The 24840-nt window shown below is 61.8% G+C and carries 23 protein-coding genes and 1 pseudogene; 13 read left to right on the top strand and 11 right to left on the bottom strand.

Going from position 1 to position 24840, the window contains the following annotated elements:
* Window positions 1-2731, bottom strand: a pseudogene (locus NMG80_RS22825) (kinesin); the annotation flags it as partial.
* Between the two features lie 289 nt (window positions 2732-3020).
* Between NMG80_RS22825 and NMG80_RS22820 the strand changes: the two are divergent.
* From NMG80_RS22820 to NMG80_RS22810, 3 genes are all read left to right on the top strand, one after another.
* Window positions 3021-3389, top strand: a complete 369-nt coding sequence (locus NMG80_RS22820) for an Hpt domain-containing protein (RefSeq protein WP_254020198.1) — start codon at window positions 3021-3023, stop codon at window positions 3387-3389.
* A gap of 100 nt (window positions 3390-3489) precedes the next feature.
* Window positions 3490-3810 (top strand): 2Fe-2S iron-sulfur cluster-binding protein, encoded by a 321-nt coding sequence (locus NMG80_RS22815; protein WP_254020197.1) that lies wholly within the window; start codon window positions 3490-3492, stop codon window positions 3808-3810.
* A gap of 223 nt (window positions 3811-4033) precedes the next feature.
* Window positions 4034-5062 (top strand): NAD(P)/FAD-dependent oxidoreductase, encoded by a 1029-nt coding sequence (locus NMG80_RS22810; RefSeq protein ID WP_254020196.1) that lies wholly within the window; start codon window positions 4034-4036, stop codon window positions 5060-5062.
* Between the two features lie 41 nt (window positions 5063-5103).
* Here the strand turns inward: NMG80_RS22810 and NMG80_RS22805 are convergent, their stop codons facing one another.
* Window positions 5104-5718, bottom strand: a complete 615-nt coding sequence (locus NMG80_RS22805; protein ID WP_254020195.1) for a DUF922 domain-containing Zn-dependent protease — start codon at window positions 5716-5718, stop codon at window positions 5104-5106.
* 96 nt (window positions 5719-5814) lie between these two features.
* Between NMG80_RS22805 and folP the strand changes: the two genes are divergently transcribed.
* From folP to folK, 3 genes are all read left to right on the top strand, one after another.
* Window positions 5815-6657, top strand: coding sequence for a dihydropteroate synthase (gene folP, locus NMG80_RS22800; RefSeq protein ID WP_254020247.1), 843 nt, complete (start codon window positions 5815-5817; stop codon window positions 6655-6657).
* Between the two features lie 109 nt (window positions 6658-6766).
* Window positions 6767-7126, top strand: a complete 360-nt coding sequence (gene folB, locus NMG80_RS22795) for a dihydroneopterin aldolase (RefSeq protein ID WP_126106424.1) — start codon at window positions 6767-6769, stop codon at window positions 7124-7126.
* Window positions 7110-7634 carry a 2-amino-4-hydroxy-6-hydroxymethyldihydropteridine diphosphokinase gene (gene folK, locus NMG80_RS22790; protein WP_254020194.1) on the top strand — a complete coding sequence of 175 codons (525 nt, stop codon included), beginning with the start codon at window positions 7110-7112 and terminating at the stop codon, window positions 7632-7634. The genes folB and folK overlap by 17 nt, the downstream gene beginning before the upstream one ends.
* A gap of 26 nt (window positions 7635-7660) precedes the next feature.
* On the opposite strand, the gene NMG80_RS22785 is transcribed toward folK, so the two are convergent.
* The 6 genes from NMG80_RS22785 to NMG80_RS22760 form a co-directional block, all read right to left on the bottom strand.
* Window positions 7661-8209, bottom strand: a complete 549-nt coding sequence (locus tag NMG80_RS22785) for a DUF924 family protein (RefSeq protein ID WP_254020193.1) — start codon at window positions 8207-8209, stop codon at window positions 7661-7663.
* 19 nt (window positions 8210-8228) lie between these two features.
* Entirely contained in the window at window positions 8229-10064 is a 1836-nt protein-coding gene (locus tag NMG80_RS22780; protein ID WP_254020192.1) for a monovalent cation:proton antiporter-2 (CPA2) family protein, read from the bottom strand.
* Between the two features lie 163 nt (window positions 10065-10227).
* Window positions 10228-10782, bottom strand: coding sequence for a hypothetical protein (locus NMG80_RS22775; protein ID WP_254020191.1), 555 nt, complete (start codon window positions 10780-10782; stop codon window positions 10228-10230).
* Window positions 10783-10959: 177 nt separating this feature from the next.
* Complete coding sequence (locus tag NMG80_RS22770) at window positions 10960-12048, bottom strand: YcjF family protein (RefSeq protein WP_254020190.1); 1089 nt, start codon at window positions 12046-12048, stop codon at window positions 10960-10962.
* On the bottom strand, window positions 12045-13559 hold the full coding sequence (locus NMG80_RS22765; RefSeq protein WP_254020189.1) for a YcjX family GTP-binding protein: 1515 nt from the start codon (window positions 13557-13559) through the stop codon (window positions 12045-12047). Before NMG80_RS22765 ends, NMG80_RS22770 begins: the two co-directional genes overlap by 4 nt.
* Before the next feature lie 225 nt (window positions 13560-13784).
* Complete coding sequence (locus NMG80_RS22760; protein WP_254020188.1) at window positions 13785-14288, bottom strand: SixA phosphatase family protein; 504 nt, start codon at window positions 14286-14288, stop codon at window positions 13785-13787.
* A gap of 263 nt (window positions 14289-14551) precedes the next feature.
* On the opposite strand from NMG80_RS22760, the gene dksA reads away from it, so the two are divergent.
* Window positions 14552-14968, top strand: a complete 417-nt coding sequence (gene dksA / locus NMG80_RS22755; protein ID WP_006202025.1) for an RNA polymerase-binding protein DksA — start codon at window positions 14552-14554, stop codon at window positions 14966-14968.
* A gap of 101 nt (window positions 14969-15069) precedes the next feature.
* Here dksA and NMG80_RS22750 read toward each other — a convergent pair whose 3' ends face one another.
* On the bottom strand, window positions 15070-15804 hold the full coding sequence (locus tag NMG80_RS22750) for a flagellar biosynthetic protein FliO (RefSeq protein WP_254020187.1): 735 nt from the start codon (window positions 15802-15804) through the stop codon (window positions 15070-15072).
* 370 nt (window positions 15805-16174) lie between these two features.
* Between NMG80_RS22750 and cckA the strand changes: the two genes are divergently transcribed.
* Together cckA and NMG80_RS22740 are read left to right on the top strand one after the other, a co-directional pair.
* Window positions 16175-18745: a cell cycle histidine kinase CckA gene (gene cckA / locus NMG80_RS22745; protein ID WP_254020186.1), complete on the top strand. Its 2571-nt coding sequence runs from the start codon at window positions 16175-16177 to the stop codon at window positions 18743-18745.
* A gap of 84 nt (window positions 18746-18829) precedes the next feature.
* Entirely contained in the window at window positions 18830-19540 is a 711-nt protein-coding gene (locus NMG80_RS22740; protein WP_254020185.1) for a purine-nucleoside phosphorylase, read from the top strand.
* Here the strand turns inward: NMG80_RS22740 and NMG80_RS22735 are convergent.
* On the bottom strand, window positions 19537-19842 hold the full coding sequence (locus NMG80_RS22735) for a ribbon-helix-helix domain-containing protein (RefSeq protein ID WP_254020184.1): 306 nt from the start codon (window positions 19840-19842) through the stop codon (window positions 19537-19539). The two genes, NMG80_RS22740 and NMG80_RS22735, sit on opposite strands and share 4 nt — an antisense overlap.
* 277 nt (window positions 19843-20119) lie before the next feature.
* Here NMG80_RS22735 and NMG80_RS22730 point away from each other — a divergent pair, with 277 nt between their 5' ends.
* The 3 genes from NMG80_RS22730 to NMG80_RS22720 all read left to right on the top strand — a co-directional run bounded on the left by NMG80_RS22730 (window position 20120) and on the right by NMG80_RS22720 (window position 22759).
* Complete coding sequence (locus tag NMG80_RS22730; protein WP_254020183.1) at window positions 20120-20515, top strand: VOC family protein; 396 nt, start codon at window positions 20120-20122, stop codon at window positions 20513-20515.
* Window positions 20516-20595: 80 nt separating this feature from the next.
* Complete coding sequence (locus tag NMG80_RS22725) at window positions 20596-21144, top strand: gluconate 2-dehydrogenase subunit 3 family protein (RefSeq protein WP_254020182.1); 549 nt, start codon at window positions 20596-20598, stop codon at window positions 21142-21144.
* Between the two features lie 43 nt (window positions 21145-21187).
* Window positions 21188-22759 (top strand): GMC family oxidoreductase, encoded by a 1572-nt coding sequence (locus tag NMG80_RS22720; protein ID WP_254020181.1) that lies wholly within the window; start codon window positions 21188-21190, stop codon window positions 22757-22759.
* A gap of 67 nt (window positions 22760-22826) precedes the next feature.
* On the opposite strand, the gene NMG80_RS22715 is transcribed toward NMG80_RS22720, so the two are convergent.
* Window positions 22827-23222, bottom strand: coding sequence for a hypothetical protein (locus tag NMG80_RS22715; RefSeq protein ID WP_254020180.1), 396 nt, complete (start codon window positions 23220-23222; stop codon window positions 22827-22829).
* A gap of 302 nt (window positions 23223-23524) precedes the next feature.
* On the opposite strand from NMG80_RS22715, the gene urtA reads away from it, so the two are divergent.
* Window positions 23525-24835, top strand: coding sequence for an urea ABC transporter substrate-binding protein (gene urtA / locus NMG80_RS22710; protein WP_254020179.1), 1311 nt, complete (start codon window positions 23525-23527; stop codon window positions 24833-24835).
* Window positions 24836-24840 lie beyond the last annotated feature (5 nt).

Here is a 24840-nt window from a genome sequence, read left to right as displayed (position 1 = left end):
GCTTGGCGAGATCGTCTTCGAGCGCCTTCGACAGGATTGAGCGGTCCTCGGCGAGCCTGTTCATGTGATCGGAGATAAGGCCATTGACGCTCTGCAGGTCGGTTTCCAACGCCTTCGAGAGCTGACCACGGTCTTCCGCCAGCTTTTCCGACTGGCCTGATATGACCTCCTTGATCGTGTTGAGATCGGATTCGAGCGCGCGCTTGAGGATGTTGCGGCCTTCGGCCAGCTTCTCGACCTGACCTGCGACCAGCCCGTCGATGCTCGACCGGCTTTCCGCCAATTTGGCAAGGTCTGCCTCGAGCGTTTGCGAAAGCAGGCTACGATCGTCGGCGAGCCTGCCCGAATGGTCCTCGATCAGGCCTCGGATGCCGGACAGGTCGTCTTCGAGCGAACGCGAAAGCTCGCTGCGGTCTTCCGCCAGTTTGGCGGAATGGGTCTCGATGAGACCCTTGATGCCGACAATGTCAGTTTCCAACGCCTTGGCGAGTAAGGCGCGACCTTCGGCGATCTTCTCGACCTGGCCAGCGACCAGGCCGTCGATGCTGGCGCGACTGTCGGCCAGCTTGCCGAGATCGGCATCGAGAGCGCGTGAAAGAATGCTGCGGCCTTCGGCGAGCTTGCCAACATGGCCGGCAACCATTTCGTCAATGATCGTGCGGGCTTGTACAAGTTTTCCGGAGTCTTCGTTCAAGGCCTGCGAAAGCCTGTTGCGGCCCTCTTCGAGCCGCTCGAGATGGCTGCCGAGCGACGCATCGATGGCGGCGCGCGACTCGTTGACCTTGCGCAGATCCTCCTCGAGGGCGCGCGAGATCAGGTTGCGGCCTTCGGCAAGCTTCTGCACCTGGTCGGTGACAGCCGCGTCGATGCCGGCGCGGCTTTCGGCGAATTTCTCCAGATCGGCCTGCATGGCCGCCGTCATGTGTTCGCGGCTTTCGGAAAGCTTGCGGCTGTGGTTCTCGACAGCCTCCTCGATGCCGACGCGGGCATCGGCAAGCCGCTGGATGTCGGCGTCGAAGGAGCGTGACACCACATGACGGGCCGCTTCCATGCGGCCGGCGAAATCGCCTGCGCGTGCTTCGAGCATCGACGAGGTCGACGAAACGATGTCGGCCATGTCGGCGCCGATCTGGGTCTTGCCCTGATCGATCATCGCCGAAAGCGTCTCCTTGCTCTCCTGGAAGGTATGGGCGATTTCGCGCGCGCGCTCGACCAGGGTCTCGTTGATCTGGCGTGCGCGGGCCTCGAGCGCGGCGTTGAGCTTTTGAGTACCGGTGTCCAGCGCTTCGGCGCGGGTCTGGAACTCACTAATCAGCGCCTGGCCGCGTTCGGCCAGCGTCCGCTCGATGCCGTCAAGGCTGGCTTCAAATTCGGAGTTGAGCGTGCGCGCGGCGCCGCCGAGCAGCGACACCATGCCGGAGGTCCGATCGTCGAGCAGATCGGTCAGCGACCGGGTGAGGCCGTCGGTCGTCTCCGTCAGCTTGGCGATGCGTGTGTCGAGAAGGCTGGCGAAGGCTTCGCCGGAGGTCGACAGCCGGTCAGTGATCGATTCGAGCCGGCCTTCCACCGAATCGAAGATCGACAGCGAGCTTTGATTGATCCTGTCGATCAGCGTGTCGCCGGAATTGGTGATGGTCATCGACAGGTTGGTCGAGGCGTTGAGGATGCTGTCGCGAATGACGTCGCTGGCAGCCCCGATTTCGTCCTTCAGCGTCTCATGCGCGCCGGTGATCGTGGCGCGCACGCGTTCGGCGTGGGTCACCACTGCCTCGCGCTCGCTGCCCAGCCCGTCGACAAGCGAGCGGATGCGGGATTCATTCTCCGAATAGGAGCGTTCGATCTGGTTGACCTCGCTGTGGACAAGGGTTTCGAGCTCGACCGCACGCGCAAGCGTGCGCTCGATGCCTTCACCCATCGCAGCAACCTCGCGGCGGACGGCTTGCCCGATCATCATGACGCGATCCTGGGCGATTTGTTCCGGCTCGGTCAGGCGGAAGGCCACTTCCGTCATCGACTGAGCGGCGATGCGCATCTCCTGCGCGCGGCGAATCATGGCTGCAAACGCCCAGAACAGGAGGACGGGCAGGATCGCAGCGATCGCCAGGCCAATCAGTTCGGGACGGGCGAAAAACTGGTCGGGGGTGCGGATTTGCCAAATGCTTGGGCCAAACAACAGATTGGCCAATGCACCGGCGCCCGCGATCCAGGCGAGCGAAACGAGCGCCACGACCCAGTAGATCGTGTTCGAGGCACGCCGATTGAGGGTGTGCAGCAGCGTCTTGTAATCTTTTTGACGAGGGTCATTGGCCGGCGTGAAGCCGGCCGGCTGCGTGCCGTTTCGAGTTTCAACAGGGCGCATTTCAACAGGGCGCGTTTCCACAGGGCGCAGTTCAGCAGGGCGCGAGTCCGCCGGCTCGGCGTTTGCCGCGGGTTCTGCTTTCTGGTCTTGGGCTTTGTGATCCTGATTGGTGGCAGGCTCGGTCTTGTGGCTCTGGCTGACGACAGGCTCGGCATTCTGGCTCTGGTTGGCGACAGGCTCGGCATCCTGGCTACGGCCTTCGCGTGCCAACTCGTCGGCGGCCTGCGATATCTGCGCTTCAAGGTCCTCCATCGACGCTGCGATGTCGAGGTCGCCGCCGGCATCGCCGCTCAAATCGATATCAAGTGCTTTTTCGAGTTCCCTGGCTACGTCATTGTCGAGCGTTTTTGTCGTCGTTGTTTTCTTCGCCATACCTTCGCTACCCTGTACAAGCTGCCGCGGGACTTATTGATTTTGCTTTTCGTGTCCCACGCAAGAGGCTGAAAATGGACCTTTCGTATCGTAATGACACACCGGGGTAAAGAAAACATGCATTCGGTGCGATACGTAAAACTTTAAATATAAGGTTAACGGAACTGTGATTTCGGCGCCGCTAGCGCAACATTTTTCCGGGCCAATCATTAACCCGTCGTCCACAGGATGGGCCTATTTTTTGGCGGCTGCCTATTTTTGGCGGCTGGAAGAACGGAGTTGCAGAGTCATGCGTGGCGAAAACGGCATTGCCTTCTCGATGCCCGGCGGCGATGTGTCGGGAACGGCCGGGTCGCGGCCGGTGGACCTGGCGCATCTGGCGCGCCAGACGATGGGCGACCGCAGCCTCGAACAGGAGGTGCTGGCATTGTTCGTGCAGCAGGCGCTGTCGGTTCGCGACAGGATCGTCGACGCCGATGTGAAGCAAAGACTGCTCCTGGCGCACGGGCTGAAAGGCTCGGCGCGCGGCGTCGGCGCCTTCGCTATTGCCGATTGCGCCAGCGCGATCGAACTTCAACCTGAAGATACCAATACCCTCAAGCGGCTTGGCTCCCTGATCGAAGAAGTCCGCGATTTCGTCGCCGCCATCAGCCGTTAAACCCATTTCCGAAAAAAACGGCATAGAGCGCCGCTTTCGCGCCGCAGTTGACTTGTCTGCCGGAGTGATTATCTCGGCTGGGACTCCCTTCAGGTGACAAATGACCAAGCTGACCTTCATCGCCCATGACGGCACACATTTTGACGTGGATGCCGAAAACGGCTCGACCGTCATGGAGAACGCGATCCGCAACGCCGTGCCGGGGATCGAGGCCGAATGCGGCGGCGCTTGCGCCTGCGCAACCTGCCATGTCTATGTCGACGAGGCATGGACGGAGGAGGTCGGCGAGCCGGAAGCGATGGAAGAGGACATGCTGGACTTCGCCTACGACGTCCAGCCGAATTCACGGCTCTCCTGTCAGATCAAGGTGCGCGACGCTCTCGACGGCCTGGTTGTGCGCGTGCCCGCCCGCCAAGGCTGAGGCGTGAAGGCTGAAGCGTGGAGGCTTAAGCGCTAGATATAGCCGATTTTTCCGGCCCCGGCTTGGCAGCGGGCCAATGGTCATGCAGTGTCGCGCCGTTCTCTACAGCGGGCCGCACGTTCCCTGGAACACGCAAAGCACGCTGTAGCACCGTGATTTGGCGCAGGATCCCCGGCGAGAATCGAGTCCGATTTTCGGGGTCATGCGCATCGAAGGCGCATTCATGACCGATATCATCAGAACGGACGTATTGATTGTCGGGGCAGGGCCTGTCGGCCTGTTCGCCGTGTTCGAGCTCGGCCTCTTCGACATGAAATGCCATCTGATCGACATCCTCGATCGGCCCGGCGGGCAATGCGCCGAGCTCTATCCGGAAAAGCCGATCTACGACATTCCCGGCTGGCCATCGATCTCGGCCCAGGGCCTGGTCGACAGGCTGCTTGAGCAGATCGCGCCGTTCAAGCCCGACTTCACTTTTAACCGTATGGTCTCGGGCCTCGAAAAGCTCGAGGACGGCAGCTTTCGCGTCATCACCGACGAGAACGAGGTGTTTGAAGCCAAGGTTGTGGTTATCGCCGCCGGCGGCGGCTCGTTCCAGCCGAAGCGGCCGCCAATTCCGGGCATCGAGCTTTATGAGGGCAAGAGCGTCTTCTACTCGGTTCGCCGGATGGAGGAATTCCGCGGCCACGACCTGGTTATCGTCGGCGGCGGCGATTCGGCGCTCGACTGGACGCTGAACCTGCAGCCGGTGGCCAAGAGCGTGACACTGGTCCACCGGCGGCCGGAGTTCCGCGCGGCGCCCGACAGCGTCAACAAGATGTACGCTATGCAGGAAATGAAGGAACTGGATTTCCAGGTCGGGCAGGTGACTGGGCTGACCGGCACGGACGGCCATCTCTCGGCGGCGACCATCAAGGGACCCGACGGTGACACCGAGGTGTCGTGCACTCGGATGCTGCCGTTCTTCGGCCTGACCATGAAGCTCGGACCGATCGCCGAGTGGGGGCTCAATCTTCACGAGAACCTGATCCCAGTCGACACCGAGAAATTCCAGACGTCGGTACCGGGCATCTTCGCCGTCGGCGACATCAACTGGTATCCCGGCAAGCTGAAGCTGATCCTGTCGGGCTTCCATGAGGTCGCCCTGATGGCGCAGGCGGCCAAGCGCATCGTCAGCCCCGGCGAGCGCATCGTATTCCAGTATACGACGTCGTCGACCAGCCTGCAGAAGAAGCTCGGCGTCGCCGGCTGAGGTCTTACTCCGCGACGATCGATCTTGCCATCTGGCCGAAGCTAACCCGGCAGCCGGCCGTTTTCGATCCGCTGCATGCGATAACGCATCAGCCGCAGGATACGGCTTTCGAAATTGATGGTTTCGACGCGGTCGAATTGCATCTGGGCGCGGTCGTGCTTGGCAAGAATAGCGGCGGAGATCTCCGCTGCCCTGGCCTTCGCCTCCTGGCAAGTCTTGCGCGGGTGGGTCGCCTTCAGCGCATTCTCGAGTTCGCTGGCATGATTCTTGGCGATCTCGACATGACGGTCCTCATGGCGCTTGATGTCGGCGGATAATGTATCCCAAAACAGCCTTACGCCGGCATCAGCCTTGCGCGGGCGGCGCCACTCGGGAAGGATCACCTTGACCTTGACGGTGACATTGGCGTCGGCAATCGCGCAGGAGTTCGATTTTTCCGCATAGCTGACGCGGGTGGTGAACGCCATCTGCGTGGCGCCTGGATGCCGCATTCCTGTGCTTTTCACCTGGGGCCCGAGTTTCGTAAGCTGGGATCCGATATCATCGAGCGTTCTGCCGCCGATGCTGAAATAGCTATATGTCTTTACTAAATTCGCCGTGCCCGCCGGCAAGGCGGAACAAGCAAGCATCAGTGCGCAAAGCAGGGATCGTTTCATCGTGTTGCCTCTTTGCCTACCTTGCGCTACGGCCGTTGCCGACGCAATGGAATTGATCTTTGGTGGATCACACATGGTTGATCGACAATGACGATGATGACGACAGGGCGATGGCAGTTGGCGCATGGGCGCCATCTCGACCTTGCCGGCAACGCGGTGATCGTCGGGATCCTCAATGTCACGCCGGACAGTTTTTCCGACGGCGGGCTGTTCGTTGCGCCCGAACAGGCGGTCGCTCAGGCGCGCCGGATGGTGGAAGAGGGGGCCTCCGTCATTGACGTCGGTGGGGAATCGACACGCCCCGGCGCAACTCCGGTAGCCATCGAGGAAGAGCAGGCCCGCGTGCTGCCTGTCATCGAGGCGCTCGCCGGGCTCGGCGAGGCGCTGATTTCGGTCGACACCTATCGCGAGGACACCGCCCGGCTTGCCGTTGCCGCCGGCGCGCATATCCTCAACGACGTCTGGGGCCTGCAGCGCGAACCGGGCATCGCCCGGGTCGCGGCCGAGACCGGCGCCGGGCTTGTCATCATGCACACCGGGCGTGACAGGCAAAAACTGCTCGACGTGATCGAGGATCAGTTTTTCTTCCTCGGGAAGTCCCTGGAAATCGCCCGGCGAAGCGGCGTTGCCGACGACCAGATCGTGCTCGATCCGGGCTTTGGCTTCGCCAAGGAAACCGCGGAGGAAAATCTCGATCTGATGGCACGGTTTTCCGAGCTCGATGCCTTGGGCTTTCCGTTGATGGCCGGCACATCGCGAAAGCGCTTCATCGGCGCCGTCACCGGCCGCGACGCTTCGGCCAGGGGCGCCGGAACAGCGGCGACGAGCGTCATACTGAGGCTCAAGGGCGCGCAGCTTTTTCGCGTCCACGATGTCGCAATCAATGTGGATGCTCTGGCGGTTGCGGATGCTATGCTGGCGCGTGAAATCGCCGCATAGCTCGCAAAATCGAAATTGATTCCAGCAGGATGCGTAGATTAAAAGCCTTAGAGCGTAGTCTGTGCGTCAAGCGGACGTGCATCGCTCCAATCGAGCAGGACGCTGAGCGATGTATGTCATCCGCATGAAAAATTGCGCCTTCTTCGCTCGGCACGGCGTGCTGGATGAGGAGGAGACGCTCGGCCAGCGCTTTTATGTCGACGCTGCGCTCACCGTCGAACCCGGCCGCGCGCTGGTCGACGATTCCATCGAGGATACCGTCCACTATGGCGTTGCCTTCGGGGTGATCGAAAGGATCATAACCGGGGAGAGGCGTTTTCTGATAGAAGCGCTGGCGCTGGAGGTGGCCCGGGCGCTGACAGCCAGGTTTCCCCAGATCAAAAAGGCCGAGATTACGGTGCGCAAGCCGAACGCGCCGGTGCCCGGCGTACTCGATCATGTCGAGGTGACCGTTGTCTGGCCCGAATAATACGGTCTACCTCAGCCTTGGCGGCAATCTCGGCAACCCGGCAAGGTCGATGGGCGCTGCGCTGCGCATGCTGGATGCCGACGAGAGCACGCGCGTCGTTGTCGTCTCCTCGCTTTACCGCACGCCGCCCTGGGGCAAGCTCGACCAGCCGGATTTTCTCAATGCGGCCGCCGAAATTTCGACCGTGCTCGCACCACATGCATTGCTCGATCTCTGTCTCGACGTCGAGCGCAGGCTGAAGCGGGTGCGCGAGGAGCGCTGGGGTCCACGGCTGATCGACATCGACATTCTGGTGTTCGGCGATCGGATCATCCACGAAACCGGGCTGGATGTGCCGCATCCGCGCATGCTGGAGCGCGCTTTCGTTCTAGCGCCGCTGGCCGAGATCGCGCCTGACCTCACCGTCGACGGCAGGAGCGTGGCGGAGCGGCTTGCCGCTCTCGACAGCGCCGGCATCGAGCAATTGCCGTCCGGCCGGGATTGGTGGCTGACGGACCAAAACCGCTAACCACTTTTGGCTCCGATGCACTGATCTCAGCCGGAAAACCCGCCGCCGTCGAGGAACACCTGTTCCTCCGGCGTCGTCTCGCGGCCAAGCATCCTGTTTCGATGCGGAAAGCGGCCGAAGCGCTGAATGATCTCCAGGTGCTCGACCGCGTACTTCAGATAGGATTGGGCTTTGGCGGTGGTGAGGTCCACCGATTTGAGCTGGTCGGCGAGATGCTCCGAATGCTCATAAGGCAAATAGAGGAAGACGCGAAGCTCTTCTTCGAGCGCCAGATCCTGGCCGGCGGCGATCGCCTTTTCGGCAAAATGCCTTGCCAGCGGGTCGGTGGCATACATATGGCCGGTGCCGCGAAAGCAGTTTCGTGGGAACTGGTCGAGCAGGATCATCAGCGCCAGTGAACCTTCGGCACGCTCCGACCAGTCGTCGCATTCACGCCGCGCGGCAGCGTAATGCAGGTCAAGAAACCGGTTGCGGAACTCCACGTCGAAGGCGTCATTCTTCTCGAACCATGCTTCTGTCCCGGCGTCACGCCAGAATTTGGTGACGGAGAGCGCGCGCTCGTCCAGTTCGGTCATCTGTTTGCTCTCCACGTGTTTAGTCCGCAGGCTCGGATTTGTGCAGAACGCCGGCGGTTTCTTCATTGAGCGCCTGACCGGTGCGGCGCGGCTGGCTGAGCGGTGTCGGGATGGGCGTGCCGATATTGCCCTTGAGGAAGCGCGCTCCGGCGCGAACGCCTTCGGCGAGCTGCAACTCGAAACGGGCAGCATCGCGGTGGCGGACATCTTCGATCACCTCGGCGACTTCCTCCGGCTCGACGCCCAGCGCTTCCAGCGTGGAGCCGCCGAAGACAAGCGCTGATTCGAAGGTTTCGCGAATCTGGAAATCGACGTCGGCACGTATCAACTGCAGTGCGGTTCCGCGGTCGAAAGCGCGTGCCAGCACGGTGAGCAGGGGAAACTCCGCCTTGATGAGCTTTGCGATGCGGACGGCGACGTCGGGCTTGTCAACGCAGATCAATACGGCGCGCGCGCGGCCGGCGCCTGCGGCACGCAGAATGTCCAGCCGCGTGCCGTCGCCATAATAGACCTTGAAACCGAAATCGGCCGCCGCCTGGATCATCTCGACCTCATTGTCGATGATCGAGACGTCGATCCCGCGCAACAGCAGCGGCTGGCTGGCGATCTGGCCGAAGCGGCCGAAGCCGATGATCAGCACGCTGCCGGTTAGGCCATCGGCGATGTCGACGCCTTCGATCGACTGCTCGTCGCGCGGCGTCAGATATCGCAATGCCAGAATGGCCAGCGGCGTCAGCACCATGGAGATGATGACGATCGCCGTCAGCGTCGCGTTAGCCTGGCTGTCGATGATGCCGACCGCCGCGGCGGCGGAATAGAGAACGAAGGCGAATTCGCCGCCTTGCGCCATGAAGACGGCACGCTCGAGCGCCTCCCGGTGGCCGGTCTTGAGGATGCGGGCGACGAGGTAGATGCCGATCGCCTTTATCACCATGTAGGCGACGACGTAGATGGCGACAAGCCGCCAGTTCTGGGCGACCACGTGCAGGTCGAGCGACATGCCGACAGCGAGGAAGAACAGCCCAAGCAGCACACCGCGGAATGGTTCGACGTCGGCCTCGAGCTGATGGCGGAAGGTGGATTCCGACAACAGCACGCCAGCCAGGAAAGCGCCCATCGCCATCGACAGGCCGCTGAGCTGCATGGCAAGCGCCGATCCTAGAACGACCAGAAGGGCGGCGGCGGTCATCACTTCGCGGGCGCGGGCATCCGCCAGGATGCGGAAGAACGGATTGAGCAGATAACGCCCGGCCAGCACCAGCCCGACGATGGCGGCAAGACCGATGCCCACCTCCGTCAGCCGCTGCGTCACGCTCATATCGGCGCCGCCCGGCGCCAGGAAAGCGATCAGGGCCAGCAGCGGGACGATCGCCAGGTCTTCGAGCAGCAGGATGGAGACGATGCGCTGGCCTTTGGGCGCGGCGATCTCACCGCGTTCCTCCAAAAGCTGCATGACGATCGCCGTCGAGGTCAGCACGAAACCGGCGCCGGCGACGAAGGATTGCGAGACCGGAAAACCTCCCGCCAGTCCTACTCCGGTCAGCAACAGCGCACACACGCCGACCTGCAATGCCCCAAGGCCAAAGATCTCTCGCCTGAGGCCCCACAGCCGTGACGGCTGCATCTCCAGCCCGATGATGAACAGGAACATGACGACGCCGAGCTCGGCGACGTGAAGAATGGCTTCCGATTCGGAAAAGATGCCGGTGCCGAACGGGCCGATGACCACGCCGGCCGCCAGATAGCCGAGGATTGAACCGAGCCCGGCGCGCTTGAAGATCGGTACGGCGACAACACCGGCGGCGAGCAGCGCCACGACGTGGATCAGGTCGCTGCCCGCTGCTTCTGCCGCCATGCCTGCCGTTCCGTTCTCTCTAAGGACCGCTGCACGTGCTGCGGCATCGAGCAGCCAAGATAGGGGCTTCGGCTGAGATCGAACAGTCCGAATCCGGAAACTGGTGCAGCAGTGTGGCAGGCGGGCGCCGCGCCGCAAGTTCCCTGGATGCGCTGACGATCGGTCAGTTCGGCGCGATGGAGCCGACTTCGAGCGTATCGACGCGCTTCAGCTTCATGCCGATGACCGGCACCAATTGCTGGTCGACGCGCACCGCAACCGTCACAGTCATCGAATTGTCGTTGGGGACAAGAGCCTGCATGACGCCGCGCAACTGGTTGCGGTTGATGGTGAAGACGACCTTGTTGGCGCTGACCACGTTGCCGCCGATGATGTCGAGACCGGAACCGGCGGCACCGCCCATGAAGCTGCCCTTGTAGCCCTCGCGGCCCTTGTGCTGGATCGTTGCCGACATCTGCTGGGTGAATATGCCGACCCGGCAACCGCCGTCGAGCGACATGCCGATCTTGCCGTCCGGCGTCGAACCGGTGAAATTGCAGGTGAATTTCGTGCCCTTGTATTTCCCGGCGACAATCTCCCCCGGGCCGACCCATTCGCCTTTCACCGATTGAAAGAACTTCTTGTCCCGTTCTGCTGCAAAGGTCTTTTCGGCCATGCCGGCGGTTGTTGAAACCACGACTGCCATGGGCAGGATGCTAGACAAGATCACGCTTTTCATCGACGACACCCGGCAACAAAGAGACTAGTTTGGAACCGGTCCGACCATGAACAAGATTGGTTAATGCTTCGTCACCGCTTGCGCATGAGCCCGAAAGTCGGAAGCGATTTGCGCTGCGATCAGTGCTGCAGCGTCCCCTTGCGTGCCTAGCAGGACGTGCGACGTCGGAGACGGTTGTCACGTGTCGGAAGCGGATGTTTCCTTCTGCTTTTTGGTTGCAAATGATGTCAGCGCGGACAGGAAATCGCCCATGCCGGGCCGCCTCGCGGCGCTGAAGGGCAGAGGCCTTGCGGTTTCCATCGCAGCAATGCCGATGCGCGCCGTCATCATGCCGTTGACAACGCCTTCGCCAAGTTTTGCCGAGAGCCGGGCGGCAAGGCCATGGCCGACGATCTGTTGCACGAAACTGTCGCCGACGGCAATCGAGCCGGTCACCGCCAGATGGGCGAGAACGCTGCGTGCCAGCCGGAAGAACCCCAGCGTGCCCGGCCGGCCGCCATAAAGCTCCGACAGGCGGCGAATCAGCCGGCCGGCTTCGAACACGACGTACGCGACGTCGGCCAGAGCGCGAGGGCTGACCGCCGTCACCAGCGACACACGCTTCGCCGCTTCGAGGATCATCACCTTGGCGCGCGCGTCGAGGGGGCCGAGGATTTCGGTCTCGGCCAGGCGCACCAGATTGCCACCGTCGATGATCTCGTCGCGCAAGTCTGCCAGCGCCCGTCTGCCGGCCGCGGTTTCGGGCTTGGCCGCGACAAAGGCCGAGAGTTCGTCGACCACGGCGCGAGCGGCCTTCGGATCGTCGCGGGCGATGGCGTCGAGCGCCCGCTTCTGCAGCTTTTCGACCTCGGCGAGGCGGGCGATCGCCAGGAACTCTCGGGCAAGGATGACCAGAAGCGCGAGCAGTGCGATCACGGCCATGCCGGCGGCCAGCCAGCCCAGCCATTCGGCACGCGCGAACAGATCGCGAATCAACTGGTCGGTCCATAGGCCGAGGGCCAGCGAAACCAGAACGCCCAATGCGCCGAAGAACAGACTGCCTGATATCGAACGCTGCCGCGGCGCGGTCGCCGGCGGCGGTTCGGCGGCGATGATGTCCGGCTCGTCGAAAACGTCGATTTCCGCCGGCGTGACGACGGCAAGATCAGCGTTCACGGTGCGTGGTTTTCTGGCCGCAGCGACGTCGGGCTGGCGCAAGGCTGCCTGTTGCTTTGGCTGGGCTTCCGGTTCGATGCGAAATGCCGCCGGCTTGCGGGGCGCGGTCATGCCAGATGATCTCCGATCAGGAACTGCAGGGCGCGGTCGAGCCTGATATGCGGCAGCGACAGCGTGACGCCTTCGGCAGTGCGTTCGAGTTTTGGCGGGCGAAAACGCACGAAGCGGATCGCCGGGTCCTCATTGCCCTGCCGATGGCTTGGGCTTTGCCGATGGCCTGGGTTCTGCCGACGGTCTGGTCCAGAGACATCGAACACTGCATCAATTTTCTCCGGTAAGTCACCGGGAAATATGGCTGTTTCTGTTCTACCATCAAATGTTTCGCCGTTGATCTTTTCACCTTTCAACGGTGTGCCAATGATGACCGGCAGCGTCTCACGGCCTTGCTTGACCGTGCCTTCCCGGGTCGCTCGCACCGCCGCCAGGGCGACCACGTCGACATCGGCGCCGGTGAAATTCGCCCGCGCCACGGCACGGTCGGCAAGCCGCCGCACGATCGACTGCAGCCGGTCATGGCTTTCGTGGTGCAGATGGTCCGCCTTTGTCGCCGCTACCAATATGCGGTCGATGCGCCTTGAAAAAAAGTCGGTCAGGAAATTGCCGCGACCGGGGCGGAAGCAGGCGAGGATTTCGGTCACCGCACGTTCGAGATCGGCCATCGCGCCTGGCCCCGCATTCAAGGCCTGCAAGGCGTCTATCACAACTATCTGACGATCGAGGCGCGTGATGTGCTCCCGGAAGAACGGCTTTACGACATGCGTCTTGTAGGCCTCGTAGCGCCGCTCCATCATCGCCTGAAGCGACCCGGACCGCGCCCGCCGCTCGCTCAGGCCCGGCAGCGGCGCGAAGGTCAGCGCCGGTGAGCCCTCAAGATCGCCGGGCATCAGGAAACGGCCGGGTGGCAGGGTCGAAAGCGCCCGATCGTCGAGCTTGCATGCCTTGAGATATGCGGCGAAGCTCTCGGCGAGGCCTCGCGCCGTCATCTCGTCGGCGTCGGCATTCGGGTCGACTGCGGCGGAGAGCGCGCGCCATTCCTGCGAAAGGTCGGCGCGCACCGGTAGCACGGCCATGTCAAAGGCTTCGCGTGAGAAATCAGCGTAGGATTTGCCGAGCAGCGGCAGGTCAAGCAGCCATTCCCCAGGATAGTCGACGATATCGACCGACAATCTGCCTGATGAGAACATGCGGCTCCAGCCAGAGGCCGATTCATATTCGATGGTAAGCCTCAGCTCAGAAATGGCACGTGTCGAATCCGGCCACAGGCGGTCGTTGACCAGGGCTGCGATGTGGTCCTCGTACTGGAATCGCGGCACGGCGTCATCGGGTTGCTCTTCGAGGAAGGCACGGGCGATACGTCCCGATTTCTGCGCCTCGAACAGCGGCAACCGCCCGCCATGGATCAGATTGTGGACAAAGGCTGAGATGAACACCGTCTTGCCGGCGCGGGAGAGGCCGGTAACACCCAGCCGCAGCGATGGCGAAAAAAGCCCGGTAGCGCGCCCCGACAGCGTATCCAGGGCAATCTTCGCCTCGTCGGTGAAAGTGGTCAGCGATGATGCCAAAATGCGGTCTCTCGGGGCTTCGGTACGCCCCGATATAGGCGCTGCCGGCTAGTGTGGCGAATCCGAAATTCGCAGTACCTTGGAGCAGCGCAGTGAGCGAATTTCGGATTCTAAGCCACACTAGCAAACCATTGTTTCAAGTTGTTTTGGATTTGAAGTTCCTGAACGCTGATGCCATTGAAGTGGCAGGAACTTCAAATCCACCACGCTGCGTTTGAAATGGCGTCAGAGATCGGCCGGCGACAGGAAGGTTTCGAGATAGCCGGTGCCCTGCGAGGCGTTGGCAAGACTGCCTGGAAAACGGACGACCGCGAGGCCGGAGGTCGGGAAGCCGTGGTTCAGCATTCCCCTCGCAGCCTCGTCGCCGTCACCCGAAAGCGCAATAGTGAGATCTTCCGTCATCGGGTTGTGGCCGACGACGAGCAGCGAGCCTGGCCCGCCATTGCCGCGGATGAGGTTGAGATAGCCGGCGGCATCCTCGCTGTAGAGCGTCTCCAGGAACAGAACCCGGCCCGTATCGGTGTGACCGGCCAGGCCTTCAAGCGTTTGGCGCGCTCGTTTTGCATTCGAGCAAAGGGTTAGGTCCGGAATGTAGTTGCAGGCCCGCATGACCGCACCCATCGTTTCGGCGTCGGCGACGCCGGATGCGTCGAGTGGACGATCGTAATCGCGCATGCCCGGCAGGGCCCATCCGGCCTTCGCATGCCTCAGCAGATAAAGCTTGCTCACCGGTTCCTCGCTTGTGCCAAACACCGAAACTCGTCAAAAGGCGCTGCGGGATTAGTCATGAGAAACGCCTTGCGCACAATGGCCGGCACCCTTCAAACCCAGCGAATCATACGCGAATTCGGTGGCGCCCTTCATGCGAATGATGCGCCCCATAGCATTTTGGCCGAGATTAACAATTGCGTGAAACTGTCGTCGATTGCGCTTGTGCAGCATTCGGTCCGCGAATATATAGGCGCCAAAATTGGGGCTGTTGGGTGAGTCGAATGAACGACATCGTTACCGCCGATTACGTACCCTCCGAAGACGAGCCGTTCATGAACGAGCGGCAGAAATCCTACTTTCGCCTGAAGCTCGTCACCTGGAAGAACGACATACTGCGCGAAGCGCGCGAAACTCTTGAAATCCTGCAGCAGGAAAACGCCAACCACCCCGATCTCGCCGATCGCGCCTCTTCGGAAACCGACCGCGCCATCGAACTTCGCGCCCGCGATCGCCAGCGGAAACTCATTTCAAAGATTGATTCTGCGCTTCAGCGCATCGATGAAGGCACTTACGGCTATTGTGAGGAAACCGGCGAGCCCATCGCACTGAAGCGGCTCGATGCGCGTCCGATCGCGACCCTTTCGATCGAGGCGCAGGAGCGCCACGAACGCCGCGAGAAGGTCTACCGCGACGACTGAAGCACCGGCGAAGCGTCTAAACGGGCGAAGCGTCAAAAAGCAGCCAATAGCGAATTTTGTCATGGCCGGTCTCCGGCCATTTTTTGTGAGCTGTTGGCCGGTTATCTTTTCTGGCTGGACAGCTCGCCGAGAAGCTTCGTCATCTCGTCATCGAGGGACGACGGCGCTTTCGCCGCGGGCTTGCTCTCCGGCTTGGCGGGGTGCGGCTCATCCAACGAGACCTCGAGTTCCCTCATCAGTGTATCGTCAATGGAATCCTCTTTTGCCGGGGAATCCTGTCTTGCCGGCGATGGCGCGTACCGAACGGCATTGGCGTAGGCGGGCAGCGGCGTGATGGTCGCCGATTGAGGGCTTTGCGCTGCCGGCCTCGGCGCCGGCGCCGGTGCGGGCTGATGCGGCCGGACAGGCGTTGGGGCCGTGCTTGCCGGCTGCGGAGACGGTGCTTGCCTCACTGGCGCAGGAGCCGGTTGAGGCGCGCGCGGCGGCGGTGCCGGCTGATGGCCGCCGCCATCTCCGGTCAGTGCAGGACGGCGCAGCGCCGACAGCCTGATGTCGCGTTCGACGACGACGTCGGTCGGGCCGCCGATCAGCAGCAGGTGCTCGATATCGTCGCGGCGCACCAGCACCAACCGGCGGTGACTGTCGACTGCGGTGGCGTCCATCACGGCCAGCCGCGTCTTGCGGTTCCTGCCGCCGGCAACGAATGTTCCAAAGGTCAGATTGCGGACCAGCTTGATGATGAGGAGAACGATGACCACAAGGACAAGCGCGACAAAGGTCCACAGGATTGCCGCGGCATAACCAGGACCCGCCACGCTATCCAGCCACTGCAGCATTGGTGCCCCCAAAATCAGCTTTCGAAGAAGACGCGACACTAGACTGTTGCGGCACGCGACTGCAAGTTACGTTTCGCGCTTCGTGAACAGCTTGAAACACCCATGAGGTGGATTTTAAGTTTCTGCGAATTGAGGGCGTCAGCGTTCCCACTTCAATCCACGACACTGGATTTTTCAGCAAGTTGCTGGTGTGATAAATCCGAAATTCCCTCCGCGTCGGACCAGCATGATGCGAATTTCGGATTCACCGCACCAGGCGCCGAACGGGTGTCAATTTTAGCGGACATTTGCCGCCAAGGCCTTTTCCGGACCCTGAGAATGTGATTCAACCGGGCAGGGGCAAGTACCGGAATTCACGAGCAGGGGGCACATGGCCAAGGAAGCGCGCGGCGATTTCTATCCGGTACCGATCGTCGACCAGAACACGCGACCGGGCGCGGTCACCCGGCTCATCGTCTTCATCGTTGTCCTGACAGGAGCGGCGATCGTTTTCGGCCTTTTTAGAGAGCGTCTTGGCGATCCATTCCTGCTTGGAATGCTTGGCGTGCTGGCAATGATTGGTGTCGGCTTCCTGTTCGCCACCGCCATCGGCTTCGTGCAGATCACACCGCGCTCGACGAGTGACGAGCTGTCGAAAGCCTTCGTCGATTCAATGTCGCAGGGCCTTCTGGTCACCGACACCAAGGGTCGTGTCGTCTACGCCAATCGGGCCTATGCCGAGATGACGGGCGCGGCTTCCGCGGCGGATCTAAAGACCGTCGAAGGGTTGCTTTCCGATGTTCCCGAGGCCTCGGTGACCATATACCGGCTCGCCTCCGGCCTGCGCGACGGCCAGCCCGGCGACGGTGAGTTTCGGCTTGCCCAATCCATTCGACTCGGCGCTGAGCCGGGCGCGCGCTGGTACCGTGTCCGCGCCCGCGCCTTCAGCGTCCCCGGCCAGCGGCTGCCCTTGCTCGCCTGGCAACTCGCCGACATCTCGAAAGAACGGGCCGAGCAGGAGCGGTTCTTCCTTGATCTGCAGGAGGCCATCGACCATCTCGACCATGCGCCTGCAGGCTTCTTTTCAGCCGACCAGGAAGGCCGCGTCACCTACATCAACGCCACGCTTGCAGAGTGGCTGGGCATCGACCTGACGAGCTTCACGCCTGGTGCCGTCACGCTTCCGGAGATCGTCGCCGGCGACGGCATGGCGCTGGTCCGCTCGGTCAAGGCCGATCCCGGCACCACCCGCAATGCGGTCATCGATCTCGATCTGACGACAGTGAAGGGCGAGGCGCTGCCCGTGCGTTTCATGCATCGGGTTTCGGCCAGCCGCGAGGGCGCCAACGGTCCGATGCGCACCATCGTGCTCAACCGGACGCAAGGCGAGGACGCTTCCGCCGATCTGCGCGCCTCGGAGATCCGCTTCACCCGCTTCTTCAATTCGACGCCGATGGCTATAGCGGCTGTCGACAACCGCGGGCGCATCTTGCGCACCAACGCGCCTTTCCTGTCGCTGTTTTCCTCCGTCGTCGACGGGGACGCGGTCGATCGGCGCGTGCGGCTGGACACGGTGATCCATGAGCGCGACCGCCCCGCCTTTGCCGCGGCGTTTGAGAAAGCGCGGCAACGGCAGGCCGATATCGAACCGATCGACACGCTGCTGCCCGGCAACGAAGAACGGCACATGCGCTTCTACGTCAACGCGGTTGCCGACGGCACCGGCGAGGGCGCCGAAGAATCGGCCATCGTCTACGCCGTCGAGACCACCGAGCAGAAGGCGCTCGAGGGCCAGATGGCGCAAAGCCAGAAAATGCAGGCGGTCGGCCAGCTCGCCGGCGGCATCGCACACGACTTCAACAATGTGCTGACCGCCATCATCATGGCGTCGGACCTCTTGTTGACCAACCACCGCCCGTCGGACCCGTCCTTCCCCGACATCATGAACATCAAGCAGAACGCCAACCGGGCGGCCTCGCTGGTGCGGCAGCTTCTGGCCTTCTCGCGCAAGCAGACGCTGCGGCCGGAGGTGCTCAACCTGACCGACGTGCTTGCCGATCTGCGGATGCTGCTGGCCCGTCTGGTCGGCAACGACATCAAGCTGAAGGTCGATCATGGTCGCGATCTGTGGCCGGTGAAGGTCGACATCGGGCAATTCGAGCAGGTGGTCGTCAATCTGGCGGTCAATGCGCGCGATGCGATGCCGAACGGCGGCGAACTCACCGTGCGCACCCGCAACGTGACCACAGAGGAGAGCAAGAGCCTTCCCTACCGCGAACTTGCGCCGGCCGATTATGTGGTGGTCGAAGTTGAAGACACCGGCAGCGGCATCGCCCCTGAAGTGCTCAAGAAGATTTTCGAACCCTTCTTCACCACCAAGGAGGTCGGCAAGGGCACCGGCCTCGGCCTGTCGATGGTCTATGGCATCATCAAGCAGACAGGCGGCTTCATCTTCTGCGATTCCGAGGTCGGCAAAGGATCGGTGTTCCGCATCTTCCTGCCGCGCTACATTGCTGAGGCGAGAACGGCAGGCGAACCCGGCGAGGCGCCGGCTGCACCGGCAAAGATCGCCGACGCAGCCAAGGACCTGTCAGGTTCGGCCACGGTGCTGCTCGTCGAGGACGAGGATGCCGTGCGCATGGGCGGCATGCGGGCGCTGACGTCGCGCGGTTACACCGTCCACGAAGCGTCCTCGGGCGTCGAGGCGCTGGAAATCTTCGAGGCGCTCGGCGGCAAGGTCGACATTGTCGTTTCCGATGTGGTGATGCCGGAAATGGATGGGCCGACGCTGCTTGGCGAATTGCGGAAGCGGCAGCCGGACATCAAATTCGTCTTCGTTTCCGGCTACGCGGAGGACGCGTTCGCCAAGAACCTGCCGGCAGACGCGCATTTCGGTTTCCTGCCGAAGCCGTTTTCGCTCAAGCAACTGGCCACAATCGTCAAGGATGTGCTGGAATCTTAGGGCTCACTAATTCGCACTTGCGAAATGGCGTGAGACTGCCATGATATTGGGGGAAACAGGCGGCGGGTTTTGGGGGAGCATGCCGTGACGCCGCACAACGAGGCAGGCAAGGGCGATTATGCCGCAACAGTGCTGTTGCCGGGCGATCCGCAGCGTGCCGAATGGATGGCCGAAACCTTTCTCGAGGCGCGGCGCTGCGTCAACCGTCGAAGGGAGGCCCTCGGTTTTACCGGCCTGTTTCGCGGCAAGCCCGTCAGCATCCAGTCCACCGGCATCGGCGTCTCGTCATTCCTGATCTACGCGCATGAATTGCTTGACTTCCATGGCGTGAGGACCCTGATCCGCACCGGTACCTGTGGTGCCCTGACTGCCGCGGTTAAACTGCGCAGTTTAGTGATCTCGCAATCGGTGCGGGGTGAAAGTGCCGAGAGCGGCCAGGTCTTTGGGCTCTATGATGCTGATGCCGGACCCGATCCGGAGCTGTTTTCCCAAGCCTTGGCCCGGGCTGCCGAAATCGGCATCGAACATCGGGCGGGGCTGACCATCTGCAGCGACATATTCTATCATCCCCGGGGGCGCGACCGCTTCGCCGAAGCGCAGGCACAGGGCGCGCTGGCCGTGGATATGGAGACCAGCGCGCTCTATCGCATCGCCGCGCATTTCGGCGCTAGGGCCCTGTCGGTCCTGACTGTCGTCGACAATGTGGTGACCGGCGAGCAGACCGACTATTCCGAACGCCAGGCGCTCTTCACCGATATGACCCGGCTGGCGCTCGATGTCGCGATCGAAAGCTAAGCTGCTTGGCGCTTCGGCGCCGCGTGTTCTTCGATGCCGGGCCGATGGCCGCGCAGATAGAGAGCACAGGTCGTGCGCAGCATAGAGGCGAAGTTCGGAATCTGGCCATTGATCTCGATGGCCTCGTCATAGAGCTTCGAAATGAATTTCGGCGTTGTCAGGCCCTGGCTGTCGGCGATCTCGTCGAGCAATGCCCAGAACGTCGCCTCAAGCTGAATGCTGGTCGAATGCCCGTCGATGCGTATCGACCGGTTGATCTGCCGGTAACCCTCCGGATCCTGCCCGGCAAAAACCCTGCACATCGTTACCTCCCGTTCTTATTGGTTTGGCCGTTCTTGCTGGTTCTGGCCATCCTTGTTGATTTTGGGCGCAATCAGCAGCGATTCGCGCCTTTGAACAGTGCCTATCGTGGCCAATTATCTTCAGCTGGAAAGCGGAAAACAGCAATCGGACTTTCGTCCTTAGCGGTTTCCCACCCCGTCTTTAGATTAGCGCGTGGTAATCGGCTGCCACCACGTTTGCCGCAACCCGCGCATAATACGCTCACGCGCACATCGCGCTTACCGCACGGAGTGTCATTTGGCGAAGGCGATCCACACCATGATCCGGGTTCTGGACGAGGCCCGGTCCGTCGATTTCTACCGGAAAGCGTTTGGACTGGACGTCGCCGAACGGCTCGATTTCGAAACCTTTACGCTCGTCTATCTGAGCAATGCCGAGGCGGAGCTCGAAGTCGAGCTCACCGTCAACAAGGGCCGCCAGGAGCCTTATGCGCTCGGTGACGGCTACGGCCACCTCGCGGTTTCTGTCGCCGATCTGGACAGCGAACATGACCGGCTCGGCGCGCTTGGCCTCGGCCCGAAGAAGATCGTCGAGTTCAACCGCGACGGAGCGCTGCTCGCGCGCTTCTTCTTCATCGAGGATCCCGATGGCTACAAGATCGAGGTCCTGCAGCGTCAGGGCCGGTTCAGATAGGAGGTACTACAGCCGCGCCGGCCAGCGCGGCGCCAGCCAGGGCACCTTCGGGTGCAAATAGCAAGCAAGGGAGGAACAAAATGGTCACGATTTATGAGAGCAAGCCGGTCCATGAAAAGAAGCCAGGGCTATCGCGCCGCGAGCTTCTGAAGCGCGGCGGGGTCGGCGCGTTGCTGGTCATCTCAGGCAGTGCCGTCATCAGCCCGGAACATGCCTGGGGTCTCGAAACATCCGCGCTCAAGCCCGAAACCATGGCGACCCTGATCCAGATGGCGCGCGACATCTACCCGCACGACCAAGTGCCCGACAAATATTACGCAATCGCCGTCAAGGCTCATGATGAGCAGGCCGGCAAGGACCTTGCCCACAAGGACCTTATCGAAAAGGGTGTCGCAGATCTCGATTTGAAATCGGGCAAGGACGGCTACACCGGTCTCGGCTGGGAGGAGCAGCGCGTTGCGGTGCTCAGAGATATCCAGGACACGCCGTTCTTCCAGGCCGTCCGCGGCGGGCTTGTCGTCGGCCTCTACAACCAGAAGCAGGTCTGGCCGATCTTCGGCTACGAGGGCGAATCCTACTCCAAGGGCGGCTACATGGCGCGCGGGTTCGACGACATCGAGTGGCTCTGAGCCCCGTCGCAACCGCACACAACAGACATCATGGGAGGAAACCATGACAGCACCATTTGATCTCAAGAACGACGGCGTGGTCGTCATCATCGGCTCGGGCGCAGGCGGCGGCACACTCGGCAATGAACTTGCGCAGAAGGGCATCGATGTCGTCATCCTGGAGGCGGGCGCCCGTCACGAATACCAGGATTTCATCAATGACGAGTGGGATTCATTCGCCCAACTCGCCTGGACGGACAAGCGCACGACCTCGGGCGACTGGCGGGTGGCGAAGGATTTCCCCAACCTGCCGGCATGGATCGTCAAGGCGGTCGGCGGCTCGACCGCGCACTGGGCGGGCGCCTCGCTGCGCTTTCAGGAGCACGAATTCAAAACCCTTTCGACCTACGGAAAACTGGAAGGCGCGAACCTGCTCGACTGGCCGATCACGCTTGCCGAGCTGGAGCCCTACTACGCAAAGGCCGAAGACAGACTGGGCGTGACGCTCACCAACAACATCCCAGGCCTTCCCGGCAACAACAACTTCAAGGTGATGAAGGCCGGCGCCGACAAGCTCGGCTACAAGGAGTGCCACACCGGCCGGATGGCAATCAATTCCGAGCCGCGCGACGACCGCAATGCCTGCCAGCAGACCGGCTTCTGTTTCCAGGGCTGCAAATGGGGCGCCAAATGGTCGACGCTCTACAGCGAAATTCCCAAGGGCGAGGCGACCGGCCATCTCGAGGTCAGGCCGAATGCCATGGCCATCAACATCAACCACGATGCGTCAGGCAAGGTAACCGGCGTCGTCTATGCCGACAAGGACGGCAGACTGAGGGAACAGAAGGCCCGCATCGTCGCCGTCGCCGGAAATTCGATCGAGAGCCCGCGACTGCTGCTCAATTCGGCATCGAGTCAGTTTCCCGACGGCCTTGCCAATTCGTCGGGGCAGGTCGGCAAGAACTACATGCGCCACACCACCGGCTCGGTCTACGGCATCTTCGATAAGCCGGTGCATATGTATCGCGGCACCACCATGGCCGGTATCATCCGCGATGAGGCCCGCAACGATCCCTCGCGCGGCTTCGTCGGCGGCTACGAACTCGAGACGCTGTCGCTCGGCCTGCCGTTCATGGCCGCCTTCCTCAATCCCGGCGGCTGGGGGCGTTCCTTCACCACGGCGCTCGACCACTACGACCACATGGCCGGCATGTGGATCGTCGGCGAGGACATGCCGCGCGAGGAAAACCGCATCACGCTGCATGCCGATATGAAGGACGAGCACGGCATGCCGGTGGCGGACGTCCATTTCGACGACCATTCCAACGACACGGCGATGCGCAACCACGCCTACAAACAGGGCTCGGCGCTCTACGAGGCGGTCGGGGCGACGCGGACCTTGCCGACGCCACCCTATCCGTCAACCCACAATCTCGGCACCAATCGGATGAGCGAGAAGGCGGCCGACGGCGTCGTCAACAAGCATGGCCAGGCGCACGACATCAAGAACCTGTTCGTGTCGGATGGCAGCCAGTTCACCACGGGCGGGGCTGAAAATCCGACATTGACGATCGTGTCGCTGGCGATCCGTCAGGCCGAGTACATTGCCGGACAAATGTCGGCCAAAAGCATTTAGCCATACCCTCCCGACTGCCTGCTCGCGCGGAACCCCACAAGGTTTCGCGCCTCTTCTTGTCGGCTGTTCAACGCTTCGTGCAGGTCGAGGCGGTGAAGGCGCCGTCAGGCTGCTTCATGATGATGTCGAAGGACGGGCTGATCTGACCGTCCAGCGTGGCTTGCGTGAGCGAGATCGAGTTGCCGCCGGTCGTGTAGCCGCCCAAGGGGCCTAACCAGGTGATCTCGCCATTGGCATCCATCTGATAGTTGTAGCCCTGCCGGGCGGTTCCGAAGCTCACCGGGCCGCTATAGACATTGCCCTTGACGGTGATGTCGCCAAGGCTGAGGAACATGCCAAGCAGATATACTTCGCAGTGATAGGCACCGTCCGGCAATTTGCCATCTGTGAAGTCGGCGTGTGCACTGCCGCTCGCTGCAGCCAGAAGCATGGTGCTGAAAATACAAGAAATCCTGGAGGCCATGACGTCGCTCGTTTGAAGATCGAACTTGCCCCATTTTCCTGCTGCGCTGCAACGGTTCGCCGTCTTTGATCTGGTTCTGCTCAAAATTGGTGCGTTAATTCGCGAGTGATCAAAAATTAGGCGAGAGCGGGGAATTTTTTCTCAAGCAGAGCACGGGCGGCGGCGCTTATCTTTGGCGGCTAATATATTAACCGGCTGATAGGGCTGGGAAATCCAAGCCCACTTGATTCTGCCGCCGCGGTTGGCACAGCCGTTGCATAGCCTGTTTGCGATGCGATCAACCAGCTAGGGAGTTTTGAAATATGAGGGGCAGTTTCTCGACAATAACAAAAATGCTTTCGGCAGGCGCGGTCACGGCCGGCCTGCTGATGAGTTTCCCGGCCAGGGCGGCTGACGACACGATCAAGGTGGGTATTCTCCACTCGCTGTCGGGTACCATGGCGATTTCGGAGACGACGCTGAAGGACGCCATGCTGATGCTCATCGACGAGCAGAATGCAAAGGGCGGCCTTCTCGGCAAGAAACTCGAAGCGGTCGTCGTCGATCCGGCTTCGAACTGGCCGCTGTTTGCCGAAAAGGCGCGCGAGCTGATCTCCAAGGACAAGGTCGCGGCGGTGTTCGGCTGCTGGACCTCGGTGTCGCGCAAGTCAGTGCTGCCGGTGTTCAGCGAGCTCGACAACATCCTGTTCTACCCCGTCCAGTATGAGGGCGAGGAGAGCGAGCGCAACGTGTTCTACACCGGTGCGGCGCCGAACCAGCAGGCAATTCCGGCCGTCGACTATCTGATGAGCGAGGACGGCGGTTCGGTGAAACGCTGGGTGCTTGAAGGCACCGACTACGTTTATCCGCGCACCACCAACAAGATCCTCGAAGCCTATCTGAAAGCCAAGGGCGTCGCCGCCGAAGACATCATGGTCAACTACACGCCGTTCGGCTTCTCCGATTGGCAGACCGAGGTCTCGGCGATCAAGAAGTTCGGCTCGGCCGGCAAGAAGACCGCCGTCGTCTCGACCGTCAATGGCGACGCCAACGTGCCGTTCTACAAGGAGCTCGGCAACCAGGGCATCAAGGCCGAGGACATCCCGGTCATGGCCTTCTCGGTCGGCGAGGAAGAGCTTGCCGGTCTCGACACCGCACCGCTCGTCGGCCATCTCGCCGCCTGGAACTATTTTCAGAGCATCGATACGCCCGAGAACGCGAAGTTCATCGCCGACTGGCACAAGTTCATCAAGAACGACAAGCGCACCACCAACGACCCTATGGAAGCCCATTATGTCGGCTTCAACATGTGGGTGAAGGCGGTCGAGAAGGCCGGCACCACCGATCCTGACAAGGTCATCGACGCCGTGATCGGCGTCTCGGTGCCGAACCTGACCGGTGGCTATTCGACCATGATGCCGAACCATCACATCACCAAGCCGGTGCTGATTGGCGAAATCCAGGCCGACGGCCAGTTCGAGACCGTCTCGCAGACGCCTGGCCTGGTGATGGGTGACGAGTGGTCCGACTATCTGGCTGATTCGAAGGACCTGATCTCCGACTGGCGCGCGCCTCTGTCCTGCGGCAACTTCAATGTCGCAACCGGCAAGTGCGGCGGCAAGGGAACCAACTGATCCTC

The organism is Mesorhizobium escarrei, assembly GCF_935825525.1.
Classification (GTDB): Bacteria; Pseudomonadota; Alphaproteobacteria; order Rhizobiales; family Rhizobiaceae; genus Mesorhizobium; species Mesorhizobium escarrei.
Note: the sequence above shows the minus strand (reverse complement) of the source record. Positions and strands in the feature narration are given on the sequence as shown.

Bases quoted from the DNA above. Each gene is read 5' to 3' on its own strand.
- NMG80_RS22820 (WP_254020198.1), top strand. From the start codon at position 3,021: ATGCGTGGCGAAAACGGCATTGCCTTCTCGATGCCCGGCGGCGATGTG.
- NMG80_RS22815 (WP_254020197.1), top strand. From the start codon at position 3,490: ATGACCAAGCTGACCTTCATCGCCCATGACGGCACACATTTTGACGTG.
- NMG80_RS22810 (WP_254020196.1), top strand. From the start codon at position 4,034: ATGACCGATATCATCAGAACGGACGTATTGATTGTCGGGGCAGGGCCT.
- NMG80_RS22805 (WP_254020195.1), bottom strand. From the start codon at position 5,718: ATGAAACGATCCCTGCTTTGCGCACTGATGCTTGCTTGTTCCGCCTTG.
- folP (WP_254020247.1), top strand. From the start codon at position 5,815: ATGACGACAGGGCGATGGCAGTTGGCGCATGGGCGCCATCTCGACCTT.
- folB (WP_126106424.1), top strand. From the start codon at position 6,767: ATGTATGTCATCCGCATGAAAAATTGCGCCTTCTTCGCTCGGCACGGC.
- NMG80_RS22785 (WP_254020193.1), bottom strand. From the start codon at position 8,209: ATGACCGAACTGGACGAGCGCGCGCTCTCCGTCACCAAATTCTGGCGT.
- NMG80_RS22780 (WP_254020192.1), bottom strand. From the start codon at position 10,064: ATGGCGGCAGAAGCAGCGGGCAGCGACCTGATCCACGTCGTGGCGCTG.
- NMG80_RS22775 (WP_254020191.1), bottom strand. From the start codon at position 10,782: ATGAAAAGCGTGATCTTGTCTAGCATCCTGCCCATGGCAGTCGTGGTT.
- NMG80_RS22770 (WP_254020190.1), bottom strand. From the start codon at position 12,048: ATGACCGCGCCCCGCAAGCCGGCGGCATTTCGCATCGAACCGGAAGCC.
- dksA (WP_006202025.1), top strand. From the start codon at position 14,552: ATGAACGACATCGTTACCGCCGATTACGTACCCTCCGAAGACGAGCCG.
- NMG80_RS22750 (WP_254020187.1), bottom strand. From the start codon at position 15,804: ATGCTGCAGTGGCTGGATAGCGTGGCGGGTCCTGGTTATGCCGCGGCA.
- cckA (WP_254020186.1), top strand. From the start codon at position 16,175: ATGGCCAAGGAAGCGCGCGGCGATTTCTATCCGGTACCGATCGTCGAC.
- NMG80_RS22735 (WP_254020184.1), bottom strand. From the start codon at position 19,842: ATGTGCAGGGTTTTTGCCGGGCAGGATCCGGAGGGTTACCGGCAGATC.
- NMG80_RS22725 (WP_254020182.1), top strand. From the start codon at position 20,596: ATGGTCACGATTTATGAGAGCAAGCCGGTCCATGAAAAGAAGCCAGGG.
- NMG80_RS22720 (WP_254020181.1), top strand. From the start codon at position 21,188: ATGACAGCACCATTTGATCTCAAGAACGACGGCGTGGTCGTCATCATC.
- NMG80_RS22715 (WP_254020180.1), bottom strand. From the start codon at position 23,222: ATGGCCTCCAGGATTTCTTGTATTTTCAGCACCATGCTTCTGGCTGCA.
- urtA (WP_254020179.1), top strand. From the start codon at position 23,525: ATGAGGGGCAGTTTCTCGACAATAACAAAAATGCTTTCGGCAGGCGCG.